The sequence below is a fragment of the Stratiformator vulcanicus genome (assembly GCF_007744515.1).
Taxonomy (GTDB): Bacteria; Planctomycetota; Planctomycetia; order Planctomycetales; family Planctomycetaceae; genus Stratiformator; species Stratiformator vulcanicus.
Window position 1 is genome coordinate 3,893,652 of record NZ_CP036268.1, and the last position, 16,971, is coordinate 3,910,622.

The window sequence follows — 16,971 nt, forward strand, 5'->3', positions numbered from 1 at the left end:
GCCGCGCACGAAGTAAGCGGATCAACCCGTGCGATATCCGCTTACTTTGTGCGCGGCTTGTCGAGCGGCGAAACAGCAATCGCAGCCTAGACATCGTCCAGAAGTCTTTTCACATCGCCATCCGGTGTCATGAAACAAGCGGCAGGGTGGCCGGGGACGGCGCTTTCGCCGCCCCCGGAACGCGATATCTCAGACTCGTGATTCCAATAGACAAGCGTCGCCGGAGACAAGCTCGCTGTGGGCATCGTGAAGACGCCGTAGAAAGCCACCCGTTCGGGGTCCTGATTCACTCAGACTGATGTACTATCCGAAATAGCAGGGGGCCAAATCAATATTCGGTCGATCAGCTACTCTCCGGACCGCCGCCTACGCTTCAGGCTTGCCGATCAGCCGAATCGAATCCGCCTCATGAGAGTCGCCGCTACGAACTCTCGGCACCGCACAGTTCGGGCCGGGGCGACGCGTCAGAAGCCTTTTCGAACTCCTCTTCCGCTTCGGCCGCCTCGCGTTCGCGGAGGGCTTCCATCTGGTAGTAGGACAGGTCGGTGTCCTCGACCTTCGCGCCCGTGAAGAGATAGACGATCCCAGTGCCGAGCGAGAGCGTCGCCGCCAAGGCGAAGGTTTGCGTGAACCCGCCGCCGGGAAAGAAATCGATGAGGAACCCGATCAGCGGAGCGAAGACTAGCGTGCCGGCTTCGATGCTCCCCAGCGCCATGTTCGTTCCGGTGCCCCGAAACGGCTTCGGGTAGGCCTCGGTAATCATGGACACGACGGCCGGGAAGAGCAGGGCGTGACCGAAACCGGTGAAGACGGCCGGGATCAGGAACATCCATTGATTGGTCACGAAGATTAGCGTCGTCTGCCCGACGGCATAACCGGCCAGTCCGTACAGAATCATGCGGTGCCGTCCCATCGATCGGCTCCAGCGCCGAGTCAATACCCGAAAGGCAAAGGCCGACGCCGCGTATCCCACAAAGAACGGCCCGATGCCGCCGAGGTCGTAGAACGTCGCGTAACGCGTCAGGAAGACGGTCGTGATACAGAACGTCATGCCCATCATCAGGGCGACCAGAGTCGTCGACACCGGCTGGTACTTGAAGACAAGCCGATAGGCGGGCAGCGTCTCATGCGGTGGCTCATGCACATCCCGCCGGGTCAGCAGGGCGACCGTAAAGACGTAAGTCGCGGTGAGGGCCGTCGCGATTCCGAACAGCAGGGCGAAGCGGAATCCGCCATCGAAGCCTTCGAAGACGAAGTCGCCGATCGTTGTTCCCAGAATCAGCCCGAGAAAGCCCGATGTCCCGAGCGTGCCGATCGCTTCGGTCCGGCGGTGAAAGGGAACCTGATTCTGAATGTGGACGTTCGAGCCGGTAAAGGCCCCGGCGAGTCCGATCGAGAAGAAGATGCGGGAGACATAGATCGGCCAGCCCACGCTGTTGGAGAGCAGCAGCCCTAACGCACCCACGAAGAACGCGATCGCCGTGGCAATCCAGACCCGGCGGAGCCCGAAGTGATCGATCGCCTGCCCGAGAAACAACCGTGACAGCAGCGCCCCGGCGAGTCCGACACTGACGATATTACCCGCCGTCTGATCGGTTCCGCCCAGAAAGACCACAAGCTCCGCGAAGCGAAACGTCACCGCATTAGCCGTCACGACCGTCAAGTGGCCGATGTACGCGATCCAGAACGTGCGCGTGTAAATCGACTCCTCGGCAGCGAAGCGATCAGCAGGTTCGGCGGCGGCAGGTGGGGCGGACATACGTGGTGGAGGACTCAAGGAGGGACCGCGAGGTTCGCGATGAGTCCGATTGTAGAGGGAGGTCGGACCGCAGCACAGTTTGCTGCGTGACAAATCGCTGGGTTCGACTCATATCCATCGACGCCAGCGCGAGGCAAAATCACTCAACCGCCGAACGCACCATACCTTCGGACACCGGCAGCGAACACGATTCGATTCAGGACCAGCAGCCCGAGAAACCAGCCGAACGCGATCGACAGTTCGAACCACGCCTCTGCCGGAGTGAATTTGCCGAGCATGATCGCCGCGGGCGTGTAAGCGAGGTATTGAAGCGGGAAGTAGCGGACGACCTGCTCGATCGGCCCCGGGAGCCAGTCGAGCGGGATCATGTGACCCGAAAGGAAGAAGTTGAACATCATGTAGATGAACAGCAGCGAACTAACTTCCAGAAACCAGAACGAGATCAGCCCGATCAGCGACTCGATCAGAAATCCGATCAGGAACGCCAGAATCAGCGAGCAGACCCACGCCGCAATCAACGCGGGCTCGGGCCAACCGGGCAGGTAGTCCCGCATCAGGTAGAACACGACCGCGAACGGAATGCCCGCCATCACGTAGTAGACCAGCTTGTGCGCGACGCGGTGCCAGAAGAGGTACCCGATCATGTCAATCGGCTGCGTCAGGTACTTCTTGATTGTGCCGTCCCGCACATCGCGCGCAATTCCCGACGCCAGCCCCGGCATACTGCTGAAGGCCCGGGCGACCATCGCCAGCAGGTAGTACGCCACCATGTCGCGATAGGTGTAACCGTTGATCGATCGCCCCGGGTCGGCGCTGCCAACCGTCACACCGTAGACCGCGCCCCACAGGAAGATTTGCGTCACGATCGGCAGAAAGCGGACGAACGTCGAGAAGATAAAGTCGGCCCGATAGACGAGCCGCTCCGAGATGCTCGTCTGCAGAATGAACCAGTTAACCCGCAGCGTTCCGAGCATTGGATAAGGCAAGAGTCGAGGGGCTAGGGGCGAGAGAAGAGAGTCGAGAGAACAGAGACCATTCAGAGAAAATCACCCATCACGCGACAGGGCGAGCCGGGCGTCGTCCGCCCCCGGAGGGCCGTCCGATGGCAACACATCCGCGGCGTCATTCGGTCGATCATCACTGGCAAACAACTCGGCGATCACGTCTTCGAGCGGGCGTTCGTTGACGCTGACATCATCAATCTGCGCCCGATCGAGCAGGTCGGACAGCACCCGCGCGACATCGGCTCGTTCGACTTCAATTTTCACCCGCGGCGGTGTCGCCTCAAGGAGCGTTCCGTAGCGGGACAGGTCGCCCGGAATCGGTCCACCGAACAGGACCTCAACCACCTTGTGCTTGCTGAAGCGATCCACAATGTCGGCGATCGGACCGTCGTGCTTGATGACGCCCTTGTTAATGACAATCGCCCGCTTGCACAGCGCCTCGACGTCTTTCATGTAGTGACTGGTCAGCAGGACGGTGAGCTTTCGCTCGGACTGATAATGCTTGAGAAACTCCTGGACCTTCCGCTGCGAAATTACGTCGAGTCCGATGGTCGGCTCGTCCAGCAGCAGTAATTCGGGACTGTGCAAAAGAGCCGCGATCAGCTCCATCCTCATGCGTTCGCCGAGCGACAGCTCGCGCACCGGCTGCCCGATCAGTTCACGGACTTCCAGCATCGCCGTCAGCTCATCAACGCGGCGGTCGAAGTCCTGAGTGGGGATGCGATAGATCTCGCGGTGCAGCCGGAACGACTCTTGGGCGGGGAGGTCCCACCAAAGCTGATTCTTTTGTCCCATGACCAGCGAGAACCGGCGCCGGAAGGCGACCTCGCGCTTCCAGGGGACGTGGCCGAGGACCGTGGCCTCGCCGCCGGTGGGATAGATCAGCCCCGAAAGCAGCTTGAGCGTTGTCGTTTTGCCGGCACCGTTCGGGCCGAGGAACGCGACGAGTTCGCCCTTCTCGACGGTCAACGACACTTCGCGCACGGCATTGACGGTGCGATACGATCGCCGGAACAACCCGCCGACCGAGGCGAGCAGCCCTTCTTTCTTTTGATAAACCCGGTACTGCTTCTTCAGACCGCGGACGTCAACTGCGTTCATAGCCGCAGTCTAGGCTCGACACGTAAGCGGGTCGAGCAACGCCCGCCGAATGTTCGGCGGGCGTGATCTCAAATCGCGATCGCTCAGCCATTAGTCGTTCGCTGGAACTCGAACGTTGGACTGAACCGTCTTGGCCGGGTTGAGCAGGTCGACGTAGTCGACGCCGATCTGCAACACCTCATCGTTGTAATAGCCGTCGGGAAAGATCGGCTTGTCAGAGCCGGTGAGCTCTTCGTCTTCCGACTCTTTCTCCTGATCATCTTCGCGCTCGTCGGCCTCACGCTCGGCTCGGCGGGCCGCTTCGTTGAGAGAGGCCGTCTTCCGATTCTTCCGGGCTTCGATCCGGTCGATCCTTCGCAGCAGCTTTGCGAATTCAGGATCGGCGGCGACCCGTGCCTGGCTTCGATTCTTCAACGTTCCGATCATGTCCCCGCTGACCAGCCCGAGCGACTCGGCATCGGTATTGGGATCGATCTTGCTGAACGCGAGTGCGTTGTCGAGGTATTGCTCGCCCAACTCCAGGTGATCGAAGATCGAAGGCAGTACGACGTCGGACGGAATGCCGCGGTTCTGAGTGCTCGCGCCGTTGACGCGGTAGAATTGCTGGATCGTCAACTTAAGCGCACCGCTTTCGTCCCGGCTGAGGAAGCGGAACAGCCGCGGCGGGACCGGCATCACGTTTTGAACCGTTCCCTTACCATGCGTCGTCGTGTCACCGACCACGATGCCGCGGTCGTAATCGCGAATGGCCGCGGCGAAGATTTCAGAAGCCGATGCCGACAGCCGATTCGTCAGCACGACGAGCGGGCCGGCATAAGCAACGCCCGGGTCGACATCTTCGTGCGACTTGGTCGGCTCGCCCGGCTCTTTGACCTGAACGACCGGGCCTTTGTCGATGAACAAACCGGTGACCTCGATCGCCTCGGTCAGCGCGCCGCCGCCGTTGGAACGCAGATCGACGACGACCAGATCGACGCCACCTTGTTGATCAAAGCTGTTCAAGACTTCTAAGACGTCGCGAGACGTGCTCTTGAAGCCGTCACGCTGAGCCTGAGCTCCGCGGAAGTCGCGATAGAACGACGGGATGTTGACCACGCCGACCTTCACCGATTGGCCGCCCAGCCGCTTGCCCGTATCGATAATTTCACCGCGGACGGCAGCCGATTTGATTTCAACGGTCTGGCGAGTCAGGTCATAGGTCTCGATTCCGCCCGACTTCTTTTTAACCCGAAGCCGAACCACCGTGTCCTTCTTGCCGCGGATCAATTTCACGACCTTGTTGAGCTTCATCTCAACCACATCGACGAACTCATCCTCGCCGCCTTGGGCCACGCCGATGATCTGGTCTCCGGCCTTGAGGCGACCGTCCGCAGCGGCGGCTCCGCCACCGATGATTTCCGCCACGGTCGTGTAGCCGTCTTCGTATCGCAGCGCCGCCCCGATCCCTTCGAGGCTCAACTCCATGCTGATGCGGAAGTCTTCCAGAGTTGCCTGCGACATGTAGCTGGAGTGCGGATCGAACGCGTGGGCCAGAGCCGACAGATAGGACTCCAGAATCTCTTCACGGTCGATCTGCCCACGTGTGACGAGCAGATTGTGATATCGCTTCTTGAGACGGTCACGAATCTCCGTCTCATCGGTATCTTCGAGCTTGAGGATCAACACGTCCTGCTTGACCCGCTTTCGCCACCGCTCGTTCAGTTCCGCGGGAGAACGGGCCCACTCGAGCGCGTCAGGGTCAATGATGATCGTTTCTTCTTTCGTGAAATCGAAGTCGGACTCGGCCAATTGCTCCGCGTAGGCGACACGATTCTTCATCCGTTCGAGGAACCGGCCGTAAACGACGAACGCGAATGACGAATCGCCCCGGCTGACGAGATCGTCGAGCTGAGTGCGGAACTTGCCGAATTCATCGATGTCCGATTGAAGAAAGTACGACTTCAGCGGGTCGACCTGATCGATGAAATGATCGAAAAACTGCTTCGATGCCTCATCGTCGATTTCGGCCCGCTTGATGTGGTAGCGTTCCAACATGCTGGCCACGAGCTTGACGGTCGTCGTCTCGTCGCCGCGATTGCCCTGTGCGAAGATCGTTGTGGCCGTTGCGACGATCATCGCGACGGCCAGCGTCGCAGCGATTTGAGCTCGAAACTGAGATTGCATGTCCGATTTCCTATCCACGTTCGTGCGGCCGCTCGGGCGCGTGTCCGTCCACTGAGGCGATTTAACGGGAAGTGTTTTTGCAGAAACCCGATCGAAGACGAACCATTCGAGCCGTCAACGAAAGGCACCCTGCCACGGCACCGCGAGGCTGCAAGAATGCGTGCTCCGCGGGAAAGCACCGAGTACTGGGTATTTCAGTGAGTCTAGTGACGTAGGCAAAATTCGACAATATCGGTCCTGCGTCACCCATTCGAAGACCAGAGCGTCAGACTTCTCAGTCTCGAGGGATCAATTTGGCAGAATCGCTGCCGTTCCATTGCTCCGCCTTGAGTGCTGAAGTCGTGACGAAATCCATCGAGACTTCCCGACGGCACCCCGTGCTACGTTCAAAACCGACGGACCGTTGGCTGCGGTTCGGCAGCCGACAGAATCATCGGCCTCCAATTGAATTGACGCAGTTGCGCGATTAGCTACGGCGTGGCGACCACCGGTCGACTGCCGTCGTGAAGGTGAACGAGGTTCCGACCGCGGCGTTCAGATCGCGTGAGCGCCTCAATCGCGCGATCGATCACAAGGCGGGCGTTCTCGCTTGGCCGACAGGGACCGTAGCCGAAACTGGCGGTCGCAAAGACTTCGGGACCTTCGGCCCCCGATCGAAACACGCAATGTCGGACGGAGTCTCGAATTGTCGCCACCCGTCCGGAGACTTTGTCTCGATCAAGACCGCCGAATAACACTGCCAAAGTCAGTCCATCGAATTCGAACACAACATCCTCGTCGCGGACCGAACGGATCACAGCGCGACTGAGCTGACCAAAGACGTATCGCACCCCGGCGTCGCCCAGCCGTTTCGCTAATGAATCGGCACGATCAAGCCTGACCAACAGCAGCCCGGCTTCGGCATTTGCCTCATCACAGGCTGAGACCAACAAGCCCAAGTTGAGGTCGAAGGTCTCCCGCGAGGGAAGTTCATCCCCGGCTGACTCCTCAAGCTGCCATTCGATTTCGATCTCTCCCGGGGCGTCCGGTTCCGGCTCTGCCGGAGCTTCGGCACCGATACCCAGGCCGGTCGCGGCCCGCCCCATGGCCGAGATCAACTCGGTCCGCGCGGCCTCAAAGCGATCGACTTCCGGCGAACCGGCGAATAGATCGGCGTGCTTCGTCAACGCATCACACGCCGCCCGCGCAGAATCGAGCCGCTCAACCGCCAACTTGCAAAGGCGATTCAACTTCTGCGACGTTTTCAGCAACGCAGCCAACGGATCTCGCCGCCCCAGCAGATAGCCGAGGGAAAAACCGGTCGCGGCCGACGTGAGCACCGCCACGCCGAGCGCCACGAGTGCGGCACCGGTTCCGATGTGTTGGAGATCGGCGAATACAACCGTCACGGGATTGCACGGACTTGGAGGTTTACTGTCGAGATATGGGAGGCGGTCGAGTCTTTCGCGACGCAACGCGCAGGCTCATCGCATCAGAAACCTAGCTCGGCAAACGGGCCGACGGGTACACATTGGCCCGACGAAAAGCTTCTTAGGAATTGCGGTCGCATCGATTGAACCGATCGCAGCATTATTGATGACTCGGACTCGGGCGCAGTTACCGGCACAACTGGTCGGCTACGCCCGCGAATCGATGCAGTTCGCGATCGACGGGGGGCTTAGCGAAATTTCAGCCCGTCGGTGAATCGATTCTCGGTCTCCGCAAAGTCGGCCCCGGTCTTCTGATCGACCGAAAAGAGCAGGGCGACCTGCCGACCGTCCGGAGCCGTCAGCATAACGTAATTCCAGTTCATGGTCAGTTCGCCGACCGTACCCGTGGTAGGAACGCGAATCGCCTTCACGCCGTCGGGGCGGGTGTAGGTGGTCACCTCGCCGAGCGAGCCGAGCCGATCACCGAGTGCTTTTTGAACGTCGATCACAAATTCATCGGGCGAGGTCTGCGTTCCCGATTCGACCTTTCGCACGCCAGAGATATTGCACTGGGCGTCGAGCGATCCGTCTCGCAGCAGTCGCACAATGACGACCCCGGACGCCGAATGAAATAACCGCCAGTCACGCTCGCAGCTCAGTCGCGCCTCGGACGGGACAGCCAGTTCAAGTTTCACCAAGTCGGCCGGAGGATTCAGCGGCACCTCGGCGGCAGGAGCCAATTCGACCGATTTCGAACGGTCTAGCAGAGACTGAGTGAGAGTCGCCTCGGTCGTGACACTCATTCCCGGTGAGACCGGCCCGATCTCACGCTTCTCCGTCCGCGTGATCACGGCGGACCGCACATATTGCCCGGTGAGATCGAAATCGAATTTGCCGTGCAAACGGACGTCGCACCCGGCTCCGCGGTCCGCTCCTTTGAGTCGGCCGGCGAAGATCACCTCCGCAATTCCGCCTTTCACGCCGCGGAGTCGGCAGCGGACATTCCCTTCGAGAACCGCTTCGATCCCAACGAGACTCTGCGTCGCCCAAGGCTCGGGCGTCCAAGACTCGCCGGGCGCGACCTCCTCGCTGGGCAATAGGGCCAACAGCGCGAGCCCGTCGAGCGGGGTGCGGAGCAGATCGGCCTCACCATGGGTCAATCGGCCTTCGGGGCTGTATCCGAGAATTCCGTCCGCCCGCAACTGGGCCACGATCGGACGGCGGTTCTCCCGCAACGATGTCTTCGTCGACTTTTCGCCGACTTTGACCGTCGAAGCTGCTTGATCAAAGAGCCGATACGACCGAAGCGAGAGCGCGTCCCGCCCGGTTCCGACAATGCGTCTTTCCCCATAACCGAACGTGGCGCTGAGGGTCATGGGCAGCGTGCCGTCATCCCCGCCGGCGGTTTGCAGATCACCGCTGATCTCAGTCTTGAGTTCGACCTGCCAGCAGCGGTCGTCGTTTTCGCGAAGTTCGAGGCGGACCGGCTTCGATGGTTGCGTCGGACCCTCGTCGCCGAGGCTCAAATTGGCGTTGCAACACGCCATCACAGCGATTGAAGCGAGAACGGCCGACCGGCCGAAGTTGAAGCGGAATGACATCGAACTTCCCCTATCTTATTGCGTCCGATCAGGTTCGCTAATCGCGCCCGCTGCCGATGTAAAATTGCAACGGAGGCGAGGTATAGCGAAATACATACCGGTACGGCAGACGGATTTTCGATTCGCCCGTCCCCGTTTCGAAACCGCGCCGAAGTCGATACCGGGTATCAAATCTGCGATCGACTGCTTCTTGACGTATTGACGGAACCTCGATACACAAAGAGAATTGTGTCGATGCGTTCGTCGGACGCTCGACCGCGGCGCTCGCGGTACCATTATCGCGACGGACGGGCTGACTGTTTTTCAAATTCGGATTTTTCCGCAGAGCCGATGTCGGCTCCCCGGGTGATCCGTTCCTGTTTCGAGGGCGAATGAGGCTGGATGTCGAAAGGTACTCAAGAGAATCAAGGACAACGACTGAACGATCAAATCCGGATCACGCCGGTGCGGGTGGTCGATCAGGATGGCGAAATGCTTGGCGTGATCCCGACTGAAGACGCACTGCAGCGTGCTCAGGATGCGGGACTCGATCTGGTCGAGGTCGCTCCTGCGGAGCGGCCGCCGGTTTGCCGAATCATGGATTTCGGCAAATTCAAGTATCAGCAAAAGAAGCGGCTCCAAAAAGGTAAGACCACCCATCACGGTCAGATCAAAGAGATTCGGCTCCGTCCGAAGACCGGTCAGGCCGACATCGATGTCCGCTTGAAGCGGGCGGTCAAATTTTTGGAAGATCGCGACAAAGTCAAAATCACGATTATGTTCCGCGGGCGCGAAAACGCGCACCACGACCTTGGTCGCGATATTCTGCTCGGGCTGATCGAGCAGCTCAATACCGTCGCAAAGGTCGAGAAGCCGCCGGGGATGGAAGGCGGTCGAATGATGTCGACCGTACTCGCCCCGAAGAATTAGACTCACTATCAGCGGTAGCAGGGCCATTGGAATCGCGGTTTGACGCGACCGACGGCGTTATAACGATCAGACGAACGAATTTTTGGGCGCGGCTCGCTGGCATCAATGCCGTGGGTACCGATATACTTCTCGCCCTTCCTTCCGGAAATACTGAGAGAAAGCGTTCCCGCCCTTGTGGCAGGATCGATTGCAATACCGATGCACAAGCGCAAAACCCACAAAGGCATGAAGAAGCGGTTCAAGGTGACCGCTTCGGGCAAGCTCAAACACCGCTCGGCGAACCGCCACCACCGCATGGGTAAGAAGGCGGGCGAGCGGAAGTTGCGGCTGCGCCATGGCGAAGTCGTGAGCGGCCCGATCGCCAAGAAGATCGTCGAAGCCCTTCAACCGGGCATGTAGGTTCATCTCCGACCCGAGGATTGCTCCGGGTCGCGTAAATTCATTTTGAGATTCTGGAATCGAGTAGCGTTATGCGTGTTCGGATCGGCAAAGCACGCCGCCAAAAGAAGAAGCGGCTGTTCAACGAAGCCAAGGGTAACCGCGGCGGACGCTCGAAATTGCTGCGCACCGTCAAAGAGACGGTCATCCGTTCCCGCGCTTTCGCCTACCGCGACCGCAAGGTCCGCAAGCGAGATTTCCGTCGGCTCTGGATCACCCGCATCACCGCCGCAGTCCGCATGCGGGGTATGAGCTACTCGCAGTTCATCTACGGCTTGAAGAAGGCCGAAATCGAACTCGACCGCAAGAGCCTCAGCGAGTTGGCGATCAACAATCCGGCGATCTTCGACGAGATCGTGGAGATCGTTCGCTCTGCCGCTAAGCAGGCGGCGTAATTCCCGCCGAGGCAGGAGCCTTTCGCGGAGACGGCGATGGACATTGCGGCTTCCTTCGATGAATACGAGCAGGCCGCACTGGCGGCCATCGCCGGCGCCTCGTCCACCGACGAGCTCGAGGCGGCGCGTGTCGAATTCCTCGGTAAGAAAAAAGGCCGGCTCAAAGACCTGCAATCGGTGCTCGGCAAAGTCGCCCCCGAAGACCGGCCAGCCGTTGGCAAGCAGTTCAACGAGGTCAAGCAGCGAGTCAGCGGGCAGCTCGAAGCCCGCAAGGTTGAACTCGCAAAGCCTGCTGCGGAGGTCGAAGGCCTCGACGTCACGCTGCCGGGAAATCGATTATCGCGCGGCTCGCTGCACCCGCTCACGCAGACGATCGAAGAATTCAAAGAGATCATGACCCGGCTCGGGTTCTCGGTGGTCGAAGGACCCGAACTCGAAGACGAGCAGCACAACTTCGTCGCCCTGAATATCCCGCCGGAGCACCCGGCCCGTGACCCGCTCGACAACTTCTATCTGGCGACCGCCGAAGCCGCCGCCGGCGGGCAGACGCTGCTTCGCAGTCAGACCTCGACGGTGCAGATCCGCACGATGGAGCACACGCCGCCTCCGGTGCGGATCGTCTCGATCGGCCGCGTCTATCGACCGGACGAACACGATGACACCCACCTGAGCATGTTTCACCAAATGGAAGGGTTAATGGTCGGGGAGAGCGTCACGATGGCGCAGCTCAAGACCGTCCTCTCCAAATTCGCCGATGCTTACCTCGGCGGCGACGTCGCCGTCCGCTTCCGACCATCCTTCTTTCCTTTCACCGAGCCGTCGGTCGAAGTCGACATGTACTGGGACGGCCAGTGGATTGAGATCGGCGGCGCCGGCGTCGTCGATCCAAACGTCATGAGAGCGGTCGGGTACGACCCCGAAGCCGTCACCGGTTTCGCCTTCGGCCTGGGCGTCGAGCGCTTCGCCATGCGACGCTACAACGTCTCCGACATCCGCCAGTTCGTCAAAAACGACCTGCGATTCCTCGGCCAGTTTTAGGGCGCGGGAAGGGCGAGACGGGCGAAGAGGAGAGGTGAAGGAGCGGGTGCATTAGGGTAACGCGGGTAGCCCGGCCTTTCATGGCCGGGCTACCCGTTTAAGAGTGGCCCGGACATCGTCCGGGTCGCGAAGCGACAAGAGCACTCAGGCAGAGATGTCCTTACCAGTCCGGCGTCCAATGTTAATTGTGGCCGGCAACTGAATGCTCTGGCGGCTGCGCCGCACGGACGTTGTCCGTGCCACTCGGGATTTATTAATTGCACTCCCGTCGTCGGCCTTCAACGATCTCATATTGTTCTCAAACAGTAAATCAAAGTGTGGCCCGGACAACGTCCGGGTCGCGCAGCGACAAGAGCATCTGGGCAGAGATGTCCCTACCAGTCCGGCGTCCAATGTTAATTATGGCCGGTAGCTGAATACTCTGGCGGCTGCGCCGCACGGACGTTGTCCGTGCCACTCGAAATTCATTAATTTCACTCTCGCAGTCGGCCTCCAACTCTCTCTTAATGTTCTCGAACGGCATCTTGTGCCTGTCGGCACCCGGCCATGAAAGGCCGGGCTACCCAAGTCTTGCTGGTAGCTGACAGCCGATAGCTGACAGCTCTTAAAAAAAAACGGACGCGCGCCCGGCAGTTTTGCCGCGGCAACATCCGCCGCATGGGGATAACGCAGTCAGATGACTGCTCCCACCGGCGGGGCGAACAGAGGCGGTGCGCACCGTGTGTTCCTCCAACCATGGAAAGATGGTTGCGCAGCTCTACAAAATATTGCCTGACGCGTAACAACCACAGCCCGATGGTTGTTGTCTCAAAAATTAACCGTCGCCATGTCGGGTCGCCTTCTCAGCTGCATACACCCGCAGCCGGTCCTTAAAGGCCTCCAGCAGTCGGCTTTGAAATCGATAGGGGTTCCAGACCGCCGCAATCGTTCGGGTCGGCTTCTTTCCGCTGAGCGAGCGGTAAACACGACGTCCGCTCCCATCAACATCGCGGGCCATCGCCGGGATCATCGAAATGCCGTGCGACAGCGCGACCAGCTCTTGCACCATCGCCAATTGGCTGGTCCGCTCGACCGAGACGGGATGAAAATTCCGATTTCGGCAGAACGAGACGATGTTGTCCGACAGGCAGTGCGCTTCGTCGAGAAGCACGAAGGGAAGCGGTTCAATATCGGTCAGGCGAATACTTGTCTTCTGAATTAAGTCATGACCGGGCGGCAGGACCAGAAAGAGTTCTTCGGCAAACAATTCTTCGATTTCGATGTACTTAGCCGGGAAGGGTAAGGCGACGACGGCCAAATCGACTTCTCCCTGTGTGATCGCTTTAAGAAGTAAGTCAGTCGTCTGCTCACGAACGATCACTGAGGCCCCCGGAAATTCTTCCGCGAACCGGCCGAGTAATTCCGGCAAGAAATAGGGCGCGATCGTCGGAATGGCCCCGATCCGAATTCGACCACTGCGCCCGTCGTCGGAGATTTCAGCTTTCGTCTCATCGACTAACGTTAATACCTGCCGGGCCCTTGACTGCAAAAGTTGCCCCGCATCGGTCAGCGTCACTGCTCGGGCTCGGCGATCAAAAAGCGGTTGGCCAAGTTCTTCCTCGAGCTTTTGAATCGATCGGCTCAGAGCCGGCTGCGAGATGCCGAGTTCAGCCGCGGTCCTCGTGAAGTTCTCCCTCGTCGACAAGGCCAAGAAATAGCGAAGTTGATCAAATTCCATGCTTCCACTCGCCCACACCTATGCATGCAAAACATTCGGCACACTATATGAATGCACTGGAGATATCGAGCACCGATGGCATAATGATTGATCGAACGACTAAACTTACTTGCCAAGATGTACGCAGAGAAATACTGATCAGATCAGACTTCGCACGATTTCAAGTCGGCCCGACGGCTATTATGACCCGGCTTCCTCATGAAGATTTCTTACCTCGCGCCACAAACAAGATCGCTCGCCCATGTTTCGATCGCTTTGCCTAATTGCCGCTTTGGCCGTGATGCTTCCGCTTCCCGTCGACGCGGCCGATCCCAAGCCCAACTTTGTGATCATCTTCGCCGATGACCAAGGTTATGGCGACCTCGGTTGTTTTGGTTCCGAGACGATTCAGACGCCGAACATCGATCGCATGGCTGATGAAGGCCGCCGCTTCACCAGCTTTATGGTCGCCTCGCCGGTCTGCACGCCGTCCCGCGCGGCACTGCTGACCGGCTGCTATCCAAAGCGAGTCGGGATGCACCGACACGTGCTGTTCCCACATTCCGCGAAGGGGCTGCATCCCGATGAATACACAATCGCGGACCATCTCAGCGGGCTCGGTTACGCCACAGCCTGCTTCGGAAAGTGGCATTTGGGCCATCACCCCGAAACGCTGCCGCAGCAGAACGGGTTCGATACGTATCTCGGCATTCCTTATTCGAATGACATGAATCATCCGGACAATAAAGGGAAGCCGAAATTAAGTTCGGATGAACTGTGGCGAAATCAGTCGACTGCCGTCACGAAATGGAACACGCCCTTAATGCGTAATGAAGAAATCGTCGAACTGCCGGTCGACCAGCGGACCGTCACGCGGCGTTATACCGACGAAGCAATCGACTTCATTACCAAGAATATAGATCGACCGTTCTTCGTTTATCTCCCGCACACCATGCCGCACATCCCGCTCTACGTCCCCGAGGACGTCTACGATCCCGACCCGCAGAACGCTTACAAGTGTGTCATTGAGCATATCGACCAAGAGGTAGGCCGATTGATGAGCCAACTGCGCGATCTCAGTTTGTCGGACAACACCTATGTCATTTACACGTCGGACAACGGCCCTTGGCTTCAGTTTAAAAATCACGGCGGATCGGCCGGACCGTTAAGGGCGGGGAAGGGGACCACCTTCGAAGGGGGTCAACGGGTTCCTTGCATCATGTGGGGACCGTCTCGAATTCCGGCCGGCACAGTCTGCGATGAACTGGTCACGACAATGGATCTGCTGCCGACGATCGCTGCGCTAACCGATTCCACGCTGCCCGAGGAGAATAAAATTGACGGCCTCGACGTTTCGGAAACTCTTTTTTCGGATTCAGCAAGTCCGCGGACGGAGTTCGTCCATTATTCGTCCCGTGGAAATATCGAAGGCCTCCGGCAGGGCGACTGGAAACTTCTCATCAAGCCCGCTAAGGGCAAACAGAACTCGCTGAAGTCACCGAACGTGATGCTGTTCAACCTGTCCGAAGATATCGGCGAGCAGCACAATCTCGTCGCCGATCACCCGGACATCGTCGCCCGGCTAAAAAAGCGAATGCGCGAGCTCGATACCGAAATCGAAACCAACGCCCGCGAACCCTGGCGCCTGCGGTCACCTTAATTGGCATTTCAACTGCAGAGCCATAAACCCGCGAAGGCATCTATTACTAATTCGTTTCGAACGCACCAAGCGGAGACCTCAGTAACCGGTCACCGCGATGTATCGAGGCGGAGGTTTGGATCGTACTCGAGTCCGTTTGGCGGGAGATCGGGCACCGGTGAGGCTCTGGATTCCGAACGCTATAGACTCTCTGCGAGCGATTTCGCCTTAGAAAGCAAATTGAGCACATTTGGCCCCGGCTTCTCGATGGCTTCAATGTCGCGCCCGACCGCCTCCAACTGATCGATCTGCTGCTTGGAGCGATCGCTCAGTTTCGGATGCGAGTCATACACGAGTTGAAACCCGGTATCGGTATTATCCCACGCCCCTTGAGCATCGCTTTGGTACTGTTGCACATAGTCAAGTACCTGCTGCTTGGTCGCTGCCAAGTATTGTTCGGCCGTATCAAAAGTGGGCGTAACCGGAACCTTCGAGGTGTCATAGGGGTCGGGACTTCCGTCGCAACCCATGGTTCCGCAACTGATGACGGAAAGAAGCAATAAACAAACCATTCTCACAGCGACTTGTCTCCGGCGTCTTTGGAACGAAGTGGGCGAAGCGAATATACGCGTGCGTATCTCCAAAAGAAATGAGGACACCCGACTCGATGTCGAGCGTCCTCGTTGAGTTTCGAACGAGTGGGCTTAGAAATCTCCCACGCTATTCCCGTCATTCATCAGGGAAAGGTACTGATAGACGCCGAGACCGTTTAACTCTCCACGCAGTGCTTTCTTGTCGTACGTGCCTTTATCAAAACAGTTGTCGCCCGCATCCCAGAATTTTGCTTCGTCAGCAGAATCGGGTTCAACAGATTCGATGTTGTCGGAAATGAAATGGACCGATCCGTCGGCCAGGACGAACTGGGCGCCGCCGGAGTGGTTGCTGTGAAACGAATAGTAATTCGGATCACGGATCGTCTTTAATTCTGCGGCCGTCGGTGGAGTTGCGGAGGCGTCCCACCCGCTGTCAGTCCATTTCACCGTACGGACCGTGGCATCCGGGTTTGGTGGATAAAACGCGATTCGTCCCAATTGCCACCCGGTATTGTTTGTTCCGTCAGTTCCGAACGCCCGCTGATGGTCCGAACGTTCCCAAGTGACTTCGCCGACGAGCAGCGTGTTCGAGGTACCGTCGGTCATATTCTCCCAAGAAACTTCGAACGGTCGTTGCTTGTGCTGATCGACAGCCGGGTTCGCATAAGGGGAGTAGGCGGCGGCGGAAGACATGGCCTGTCCCCAATGGGAACTGCAAGCCCCTTCCTCGCGGTTGACGCCAGAGGGCCATGCCCCCGCATTCATGCAGTAGCTGGAGACGGTGTGTTGATAGCTGTCTCCCGGCGTGACATCAGTCTTAGGCGCGATATCGGACGGGCAGCGGTATGTCGGCACAAATGCCGTTTGCAATTGGTTAGGCCACTGATCGAATCGGTCGGACAGATTGACCTGCGATGCAACAGCCGCCTGGTCGAGATAGGGCAGTATCTCGCCGCTCCAGCCTACGTTTCGGCTGGCATCGTTAAGGCCGGGGGCCTCACGAATCTTTCCGTAGGGGAGCCGATTCTTGACGTCATAGAAATTATGAAACGCTAGACCGATCTGCTTGAGATTGTTCTGGCACGATGAGCGACGGGCCGCTTCCCGAGCCTGCTGAACTGCCGGCAATAACAAGGCGATCAAAATGGCAATGATCGCGATGACCACGAGTAACTCGATGAGCGTAAATCCCTTTCGGGTTTTGCGAGTGTTCATTGTCCGCTCCC

The 16,971-nt window shown here is 58.8% G+C and carries 14 protein-coding genes; 5 read left to right on the forward strand and 9 right to left on the reverse strand.

Translation table 11 applies throughout. The features are described 5' to 3' along the window. Positions 1 to 421: 421 nt before the first annotated feature. The 6 genes from Pan189_RS15470 to Pan189_RS15495 all read right to left on the reverse strand — a co-directional run bounded on the left by Pan189_RS15470 (position 422) and on the right by Pan189_RS15495 (position 9,037). A complete protein-coding gene (locus tag Pan189_RS15470; RefSeq protein WP_145364869.1) occupies positions 422 to 1,759 on the reverse strand; it encodes an MFS transporter in 1,338 nt (445 codons plus the stop codon). Between the two features lie 143 nt (positions 1,760 to 1,902). Next, positions 1,903 to 2,733: an ABC transporter permease gene (locus tag Pan189_RS15475; RefSeq protein WP_145364870.1), complete on the reverse strand. Its 831-nt coding sequence runs from the start codon at positions 2,731 to 2,733 to the stop codon at positions 1,903 to 1,905. A gap of 72 nt (positions 2,734 to 2,805) precedes the next feature. Next, positions 2,806 to 3,864 carry an ABC transporter ATP-binding protein gene (locus Pan189_RS15480; RefSeq protein WP_145364871.1) on the reverse strand — a complete coding sequence of 353 codons (1,059 nt, stop codon included), beginning with the start codon at positions 3,862 to 3,864 and terminating at the stop codon, positions 2,806 to 2,808. Between the two features lie 90 nt (positions 3,865 to 3,954). Next, complete coding sequence (locus Pan189_RS15485; RefSeq protein WP_310820576.1) at positions 3,955 to 6,027, reverse strand: carboxy terminal-processing peptidase; 2,073 nt, start codon at positions 6,025 to 6,027, stop codon at positions 3,955 to 3,957. Between the two features lie 470 nt (positions 6,028 to 6,497). Then, positions 6,498 to 7,415, reverse strand: a complete 918-nt coding sequence (locus Pan189_RS15490; RefSeq protein WP_145364872.1) for a GGDEF domain-containing protein — start codon at positions 7,413 to 7,415, stop codon at positions 6,498 to 6,500. A gap of 269 nt (positions 7,416 to 7,684) precedes the next feature. Then, a complete protein-coding gene (locus Pan189_RS15495) occupies positions 7,685 to 9,037 on the reverse strand; it encodes a hypothetical protein (RefSeq protein WP_145364873.1) in 1,353 nt (450 codons plus the stop codon). 381 nt (positions 9,038 to 9,418) lie between these two features. Here Pan189_RS15495 and infC point away from each other — a divergent pair, with 381 nt between their 5' ends. From infC to pheS, 4 genes are all read left to right on the forward strand, one after another. Beyond that, positions 9,419 to 9,946: a translation initiation factor IF-3 gene (infC, locus tag Pan189_RS15500; protein WP_145364874.1), complete on the forward strand. Its 528-nt coding sequence runs from the start codon at positions 9,419 to 9,421 to the stop codon at positions 9,944 to 9,946. A gap of 198 nt (positions 9,947 to 10,144) precedes the next feature. Continuing rightward, positions 10,145 to 10,345: a 50S ribosomal protein L35 gene (gene rpmI, locus Pan189_RS15505; RefSeq protein ID WP_145364875.1), complete on the forward strand. Its 201-nt coding sequence runs from the start codon at positions 10,145 to 10,147 to the stop codon at positions 10,343 to 10,345. A gap of 71 nt (positions 10,346 to 10,416) precedes the next feature. After that, a complete protein-coding gene (gene rplT, locus Pan189_RS15510) occupies positions 10,417 to 10,779 on the forward strand; it encodes a 50S ribosomal protein L20 (protein ID WP_145364876.1) in 363 nt (120 codons plus the stop codon). A 36-nt stretch (positions 10,780 to 10,815) separates the two neighbouring features. Beyond that, positions 10,816 to 11,817 carry a phenylalanine--tRNA ligase subunit alpha gene (gene pheS, locus Pan189_RS15515; protein ID WP_145364877.1) on the forward strand — a complete coding sequence of 334 codons (1,002 nt, stop codon included), beginning with the start codon at positions 10,816 to 10,818 and terminating at the stop codon, positions 11,815 to 11,817. 814 nt (positions 11,818 to 12,631) lie between these two features. Here pheS and Pan189_RS15520 read toward each other — a convergent pair. Beyond that, on the reverse strand, positions 12,632 to 13,534 hold the full coding sequence (locus Pan189_RS15520; protein ID WP_145364878.1) for a LysR family transcriptional regulator: 903 nt from the start codon (positions 13,532 to 13,534) through the stop codon (positions 12,632 to 12,634). A gap of 241 nt (positions 13,535 to 13,775) precedes the next feature. Between Pan189_RS15520 and Pan189_RS15525 the strand changes: the two genes are divergently transcribed. Further along, positions 13,776 to 15,173: a sulfatase family protein gene (locus Pan189_RS15525; RefSeq protein ID WP_145364879.1), complete on the forward strand. Its 1,398-nt coding sequence runs from the start codon at positions 13,776 to 13,778 to the stop codon at positions 15,171 to 15,173. Positions 15,174 to 15,352: 179 nt separating this feature from the next. On the opposite strand, the gene Pan189_RS15530 is transcribed toward Pan189_RS15525, so the two are convergent. Together Pan189_RS15530 and Pan189_RS15535 are read right to left on the reverse strand one after the other, a co-directional pair. Further along, entirely contained in the window at positions 15,353 to 15,724 is a 372-nt protein-coding gene (locus tag Pan189_RS15530; RefSeq protein WP_145364880.1) for a hypothetical protein, read from the reverse strand. 132 nt (positions 15,725 to 15,856) lie between these two features. After that, positions 15,857 to 16,960 (reverse strand): DUF1559 domain-containing protein, encoded by a 1,104-nt coding sequence (locus Pan189_RS15535; RefSeq protein ID WP_145364881.1) that lies wholly within the window; start codon positions 16,958 to 16,960, stop codon positions 15,857 to 15,859. Positions 16,961 to 16,971: the final 11 nt, after the last annotated feature.

Coding starts and splice junctions, on each gene's coding strand:
- Pan189_RS15470 (WP_145364869.1), bottom strand. CDS start 1,759: ATGTCCGCCCCACCTGCCGCCGCCGAACCTGCTGATCGCTTCGCTGCC.
- Pan189_RS15475 (WP_145364870.1), bottom strand. CDS start 2,733: ATGCTCGGAACGCTGCGGGTTAACTGGTTCATTCTGCAGACGAGCATC.
- Pan189_RS15480 (WP_145364871.1), bottom strand. CDS start 3,864: ATGAACGCAGTTGACGTCCGCGGTCTGAAGAAGCAGTACCGGGTTTAT.
- Pan189_RS15485 (WP_310820576.1), bottom strand. CDS start 6,027: ATGCAATCTCAGTTTCGAGCTCAAATCGCTGCGACGCTGGCCGTCGCG.
- Pan189_RS15495 (WP_145364873.1), bottom strand. CDS start 9,037: ATGTCATTCCGCTTCAACTTCGGCCGGTCGGCCGTTCTCGCTTCAATC.
- infC (WP_145364874.1), top strand. CDS start 9,419: ATGTCGAAAGGTACTCAAGAGAATCAAGGACAACGACTGAACGATCAA.
- rpmI (WP_145364875.1), top strand. CDS start 10,145: ATGCACAAGCGCAAAACCCACAAAGGCATGAAGAAGCGGTTCAAGGTG.
- rplT (WP_145364876.1), top strand. CDS start 10,417: ATGCGTGTTCGGATCGGCAAAGCACGCCGCCAAAAGAAGAAGCGGCTG.
- pheS (WP_145364877.1), top strand. CDS start 10,816: ATGGACATTGCGGCTTCCTTCGATGAATACGAGCAGGCCGCACTGGCG.
- Pan189_RS15520 (WP_145364878.1), bottom strand. CDS start 13,534: ATGGAATTTGATCAACTTCGCTATTTCTTGGCCTTGTCGACGAGGGAG.
- Pan189_RS15525 (WP_145364879.1), top strand. CDS start 13,776: ATGTTTCGATCGCTTTGCCTAATTGCCGCTTTGGCCGTGATGCTTCCG.
- Pan189_RS15530 (WP_145364880.1), bottom strand. CDS start 15,724: ATGGTTTGTTTATTGCTTCTTTCCGTCATCAGTTGCGGAACCATGGGT.
- Pan189_RS15535 (WP_145364881.1), bottom strand. CDS start 16,960: ATGAACACTCGCAAAACCCGAAAGGGATTTACGCTCATCGAGTTACTC.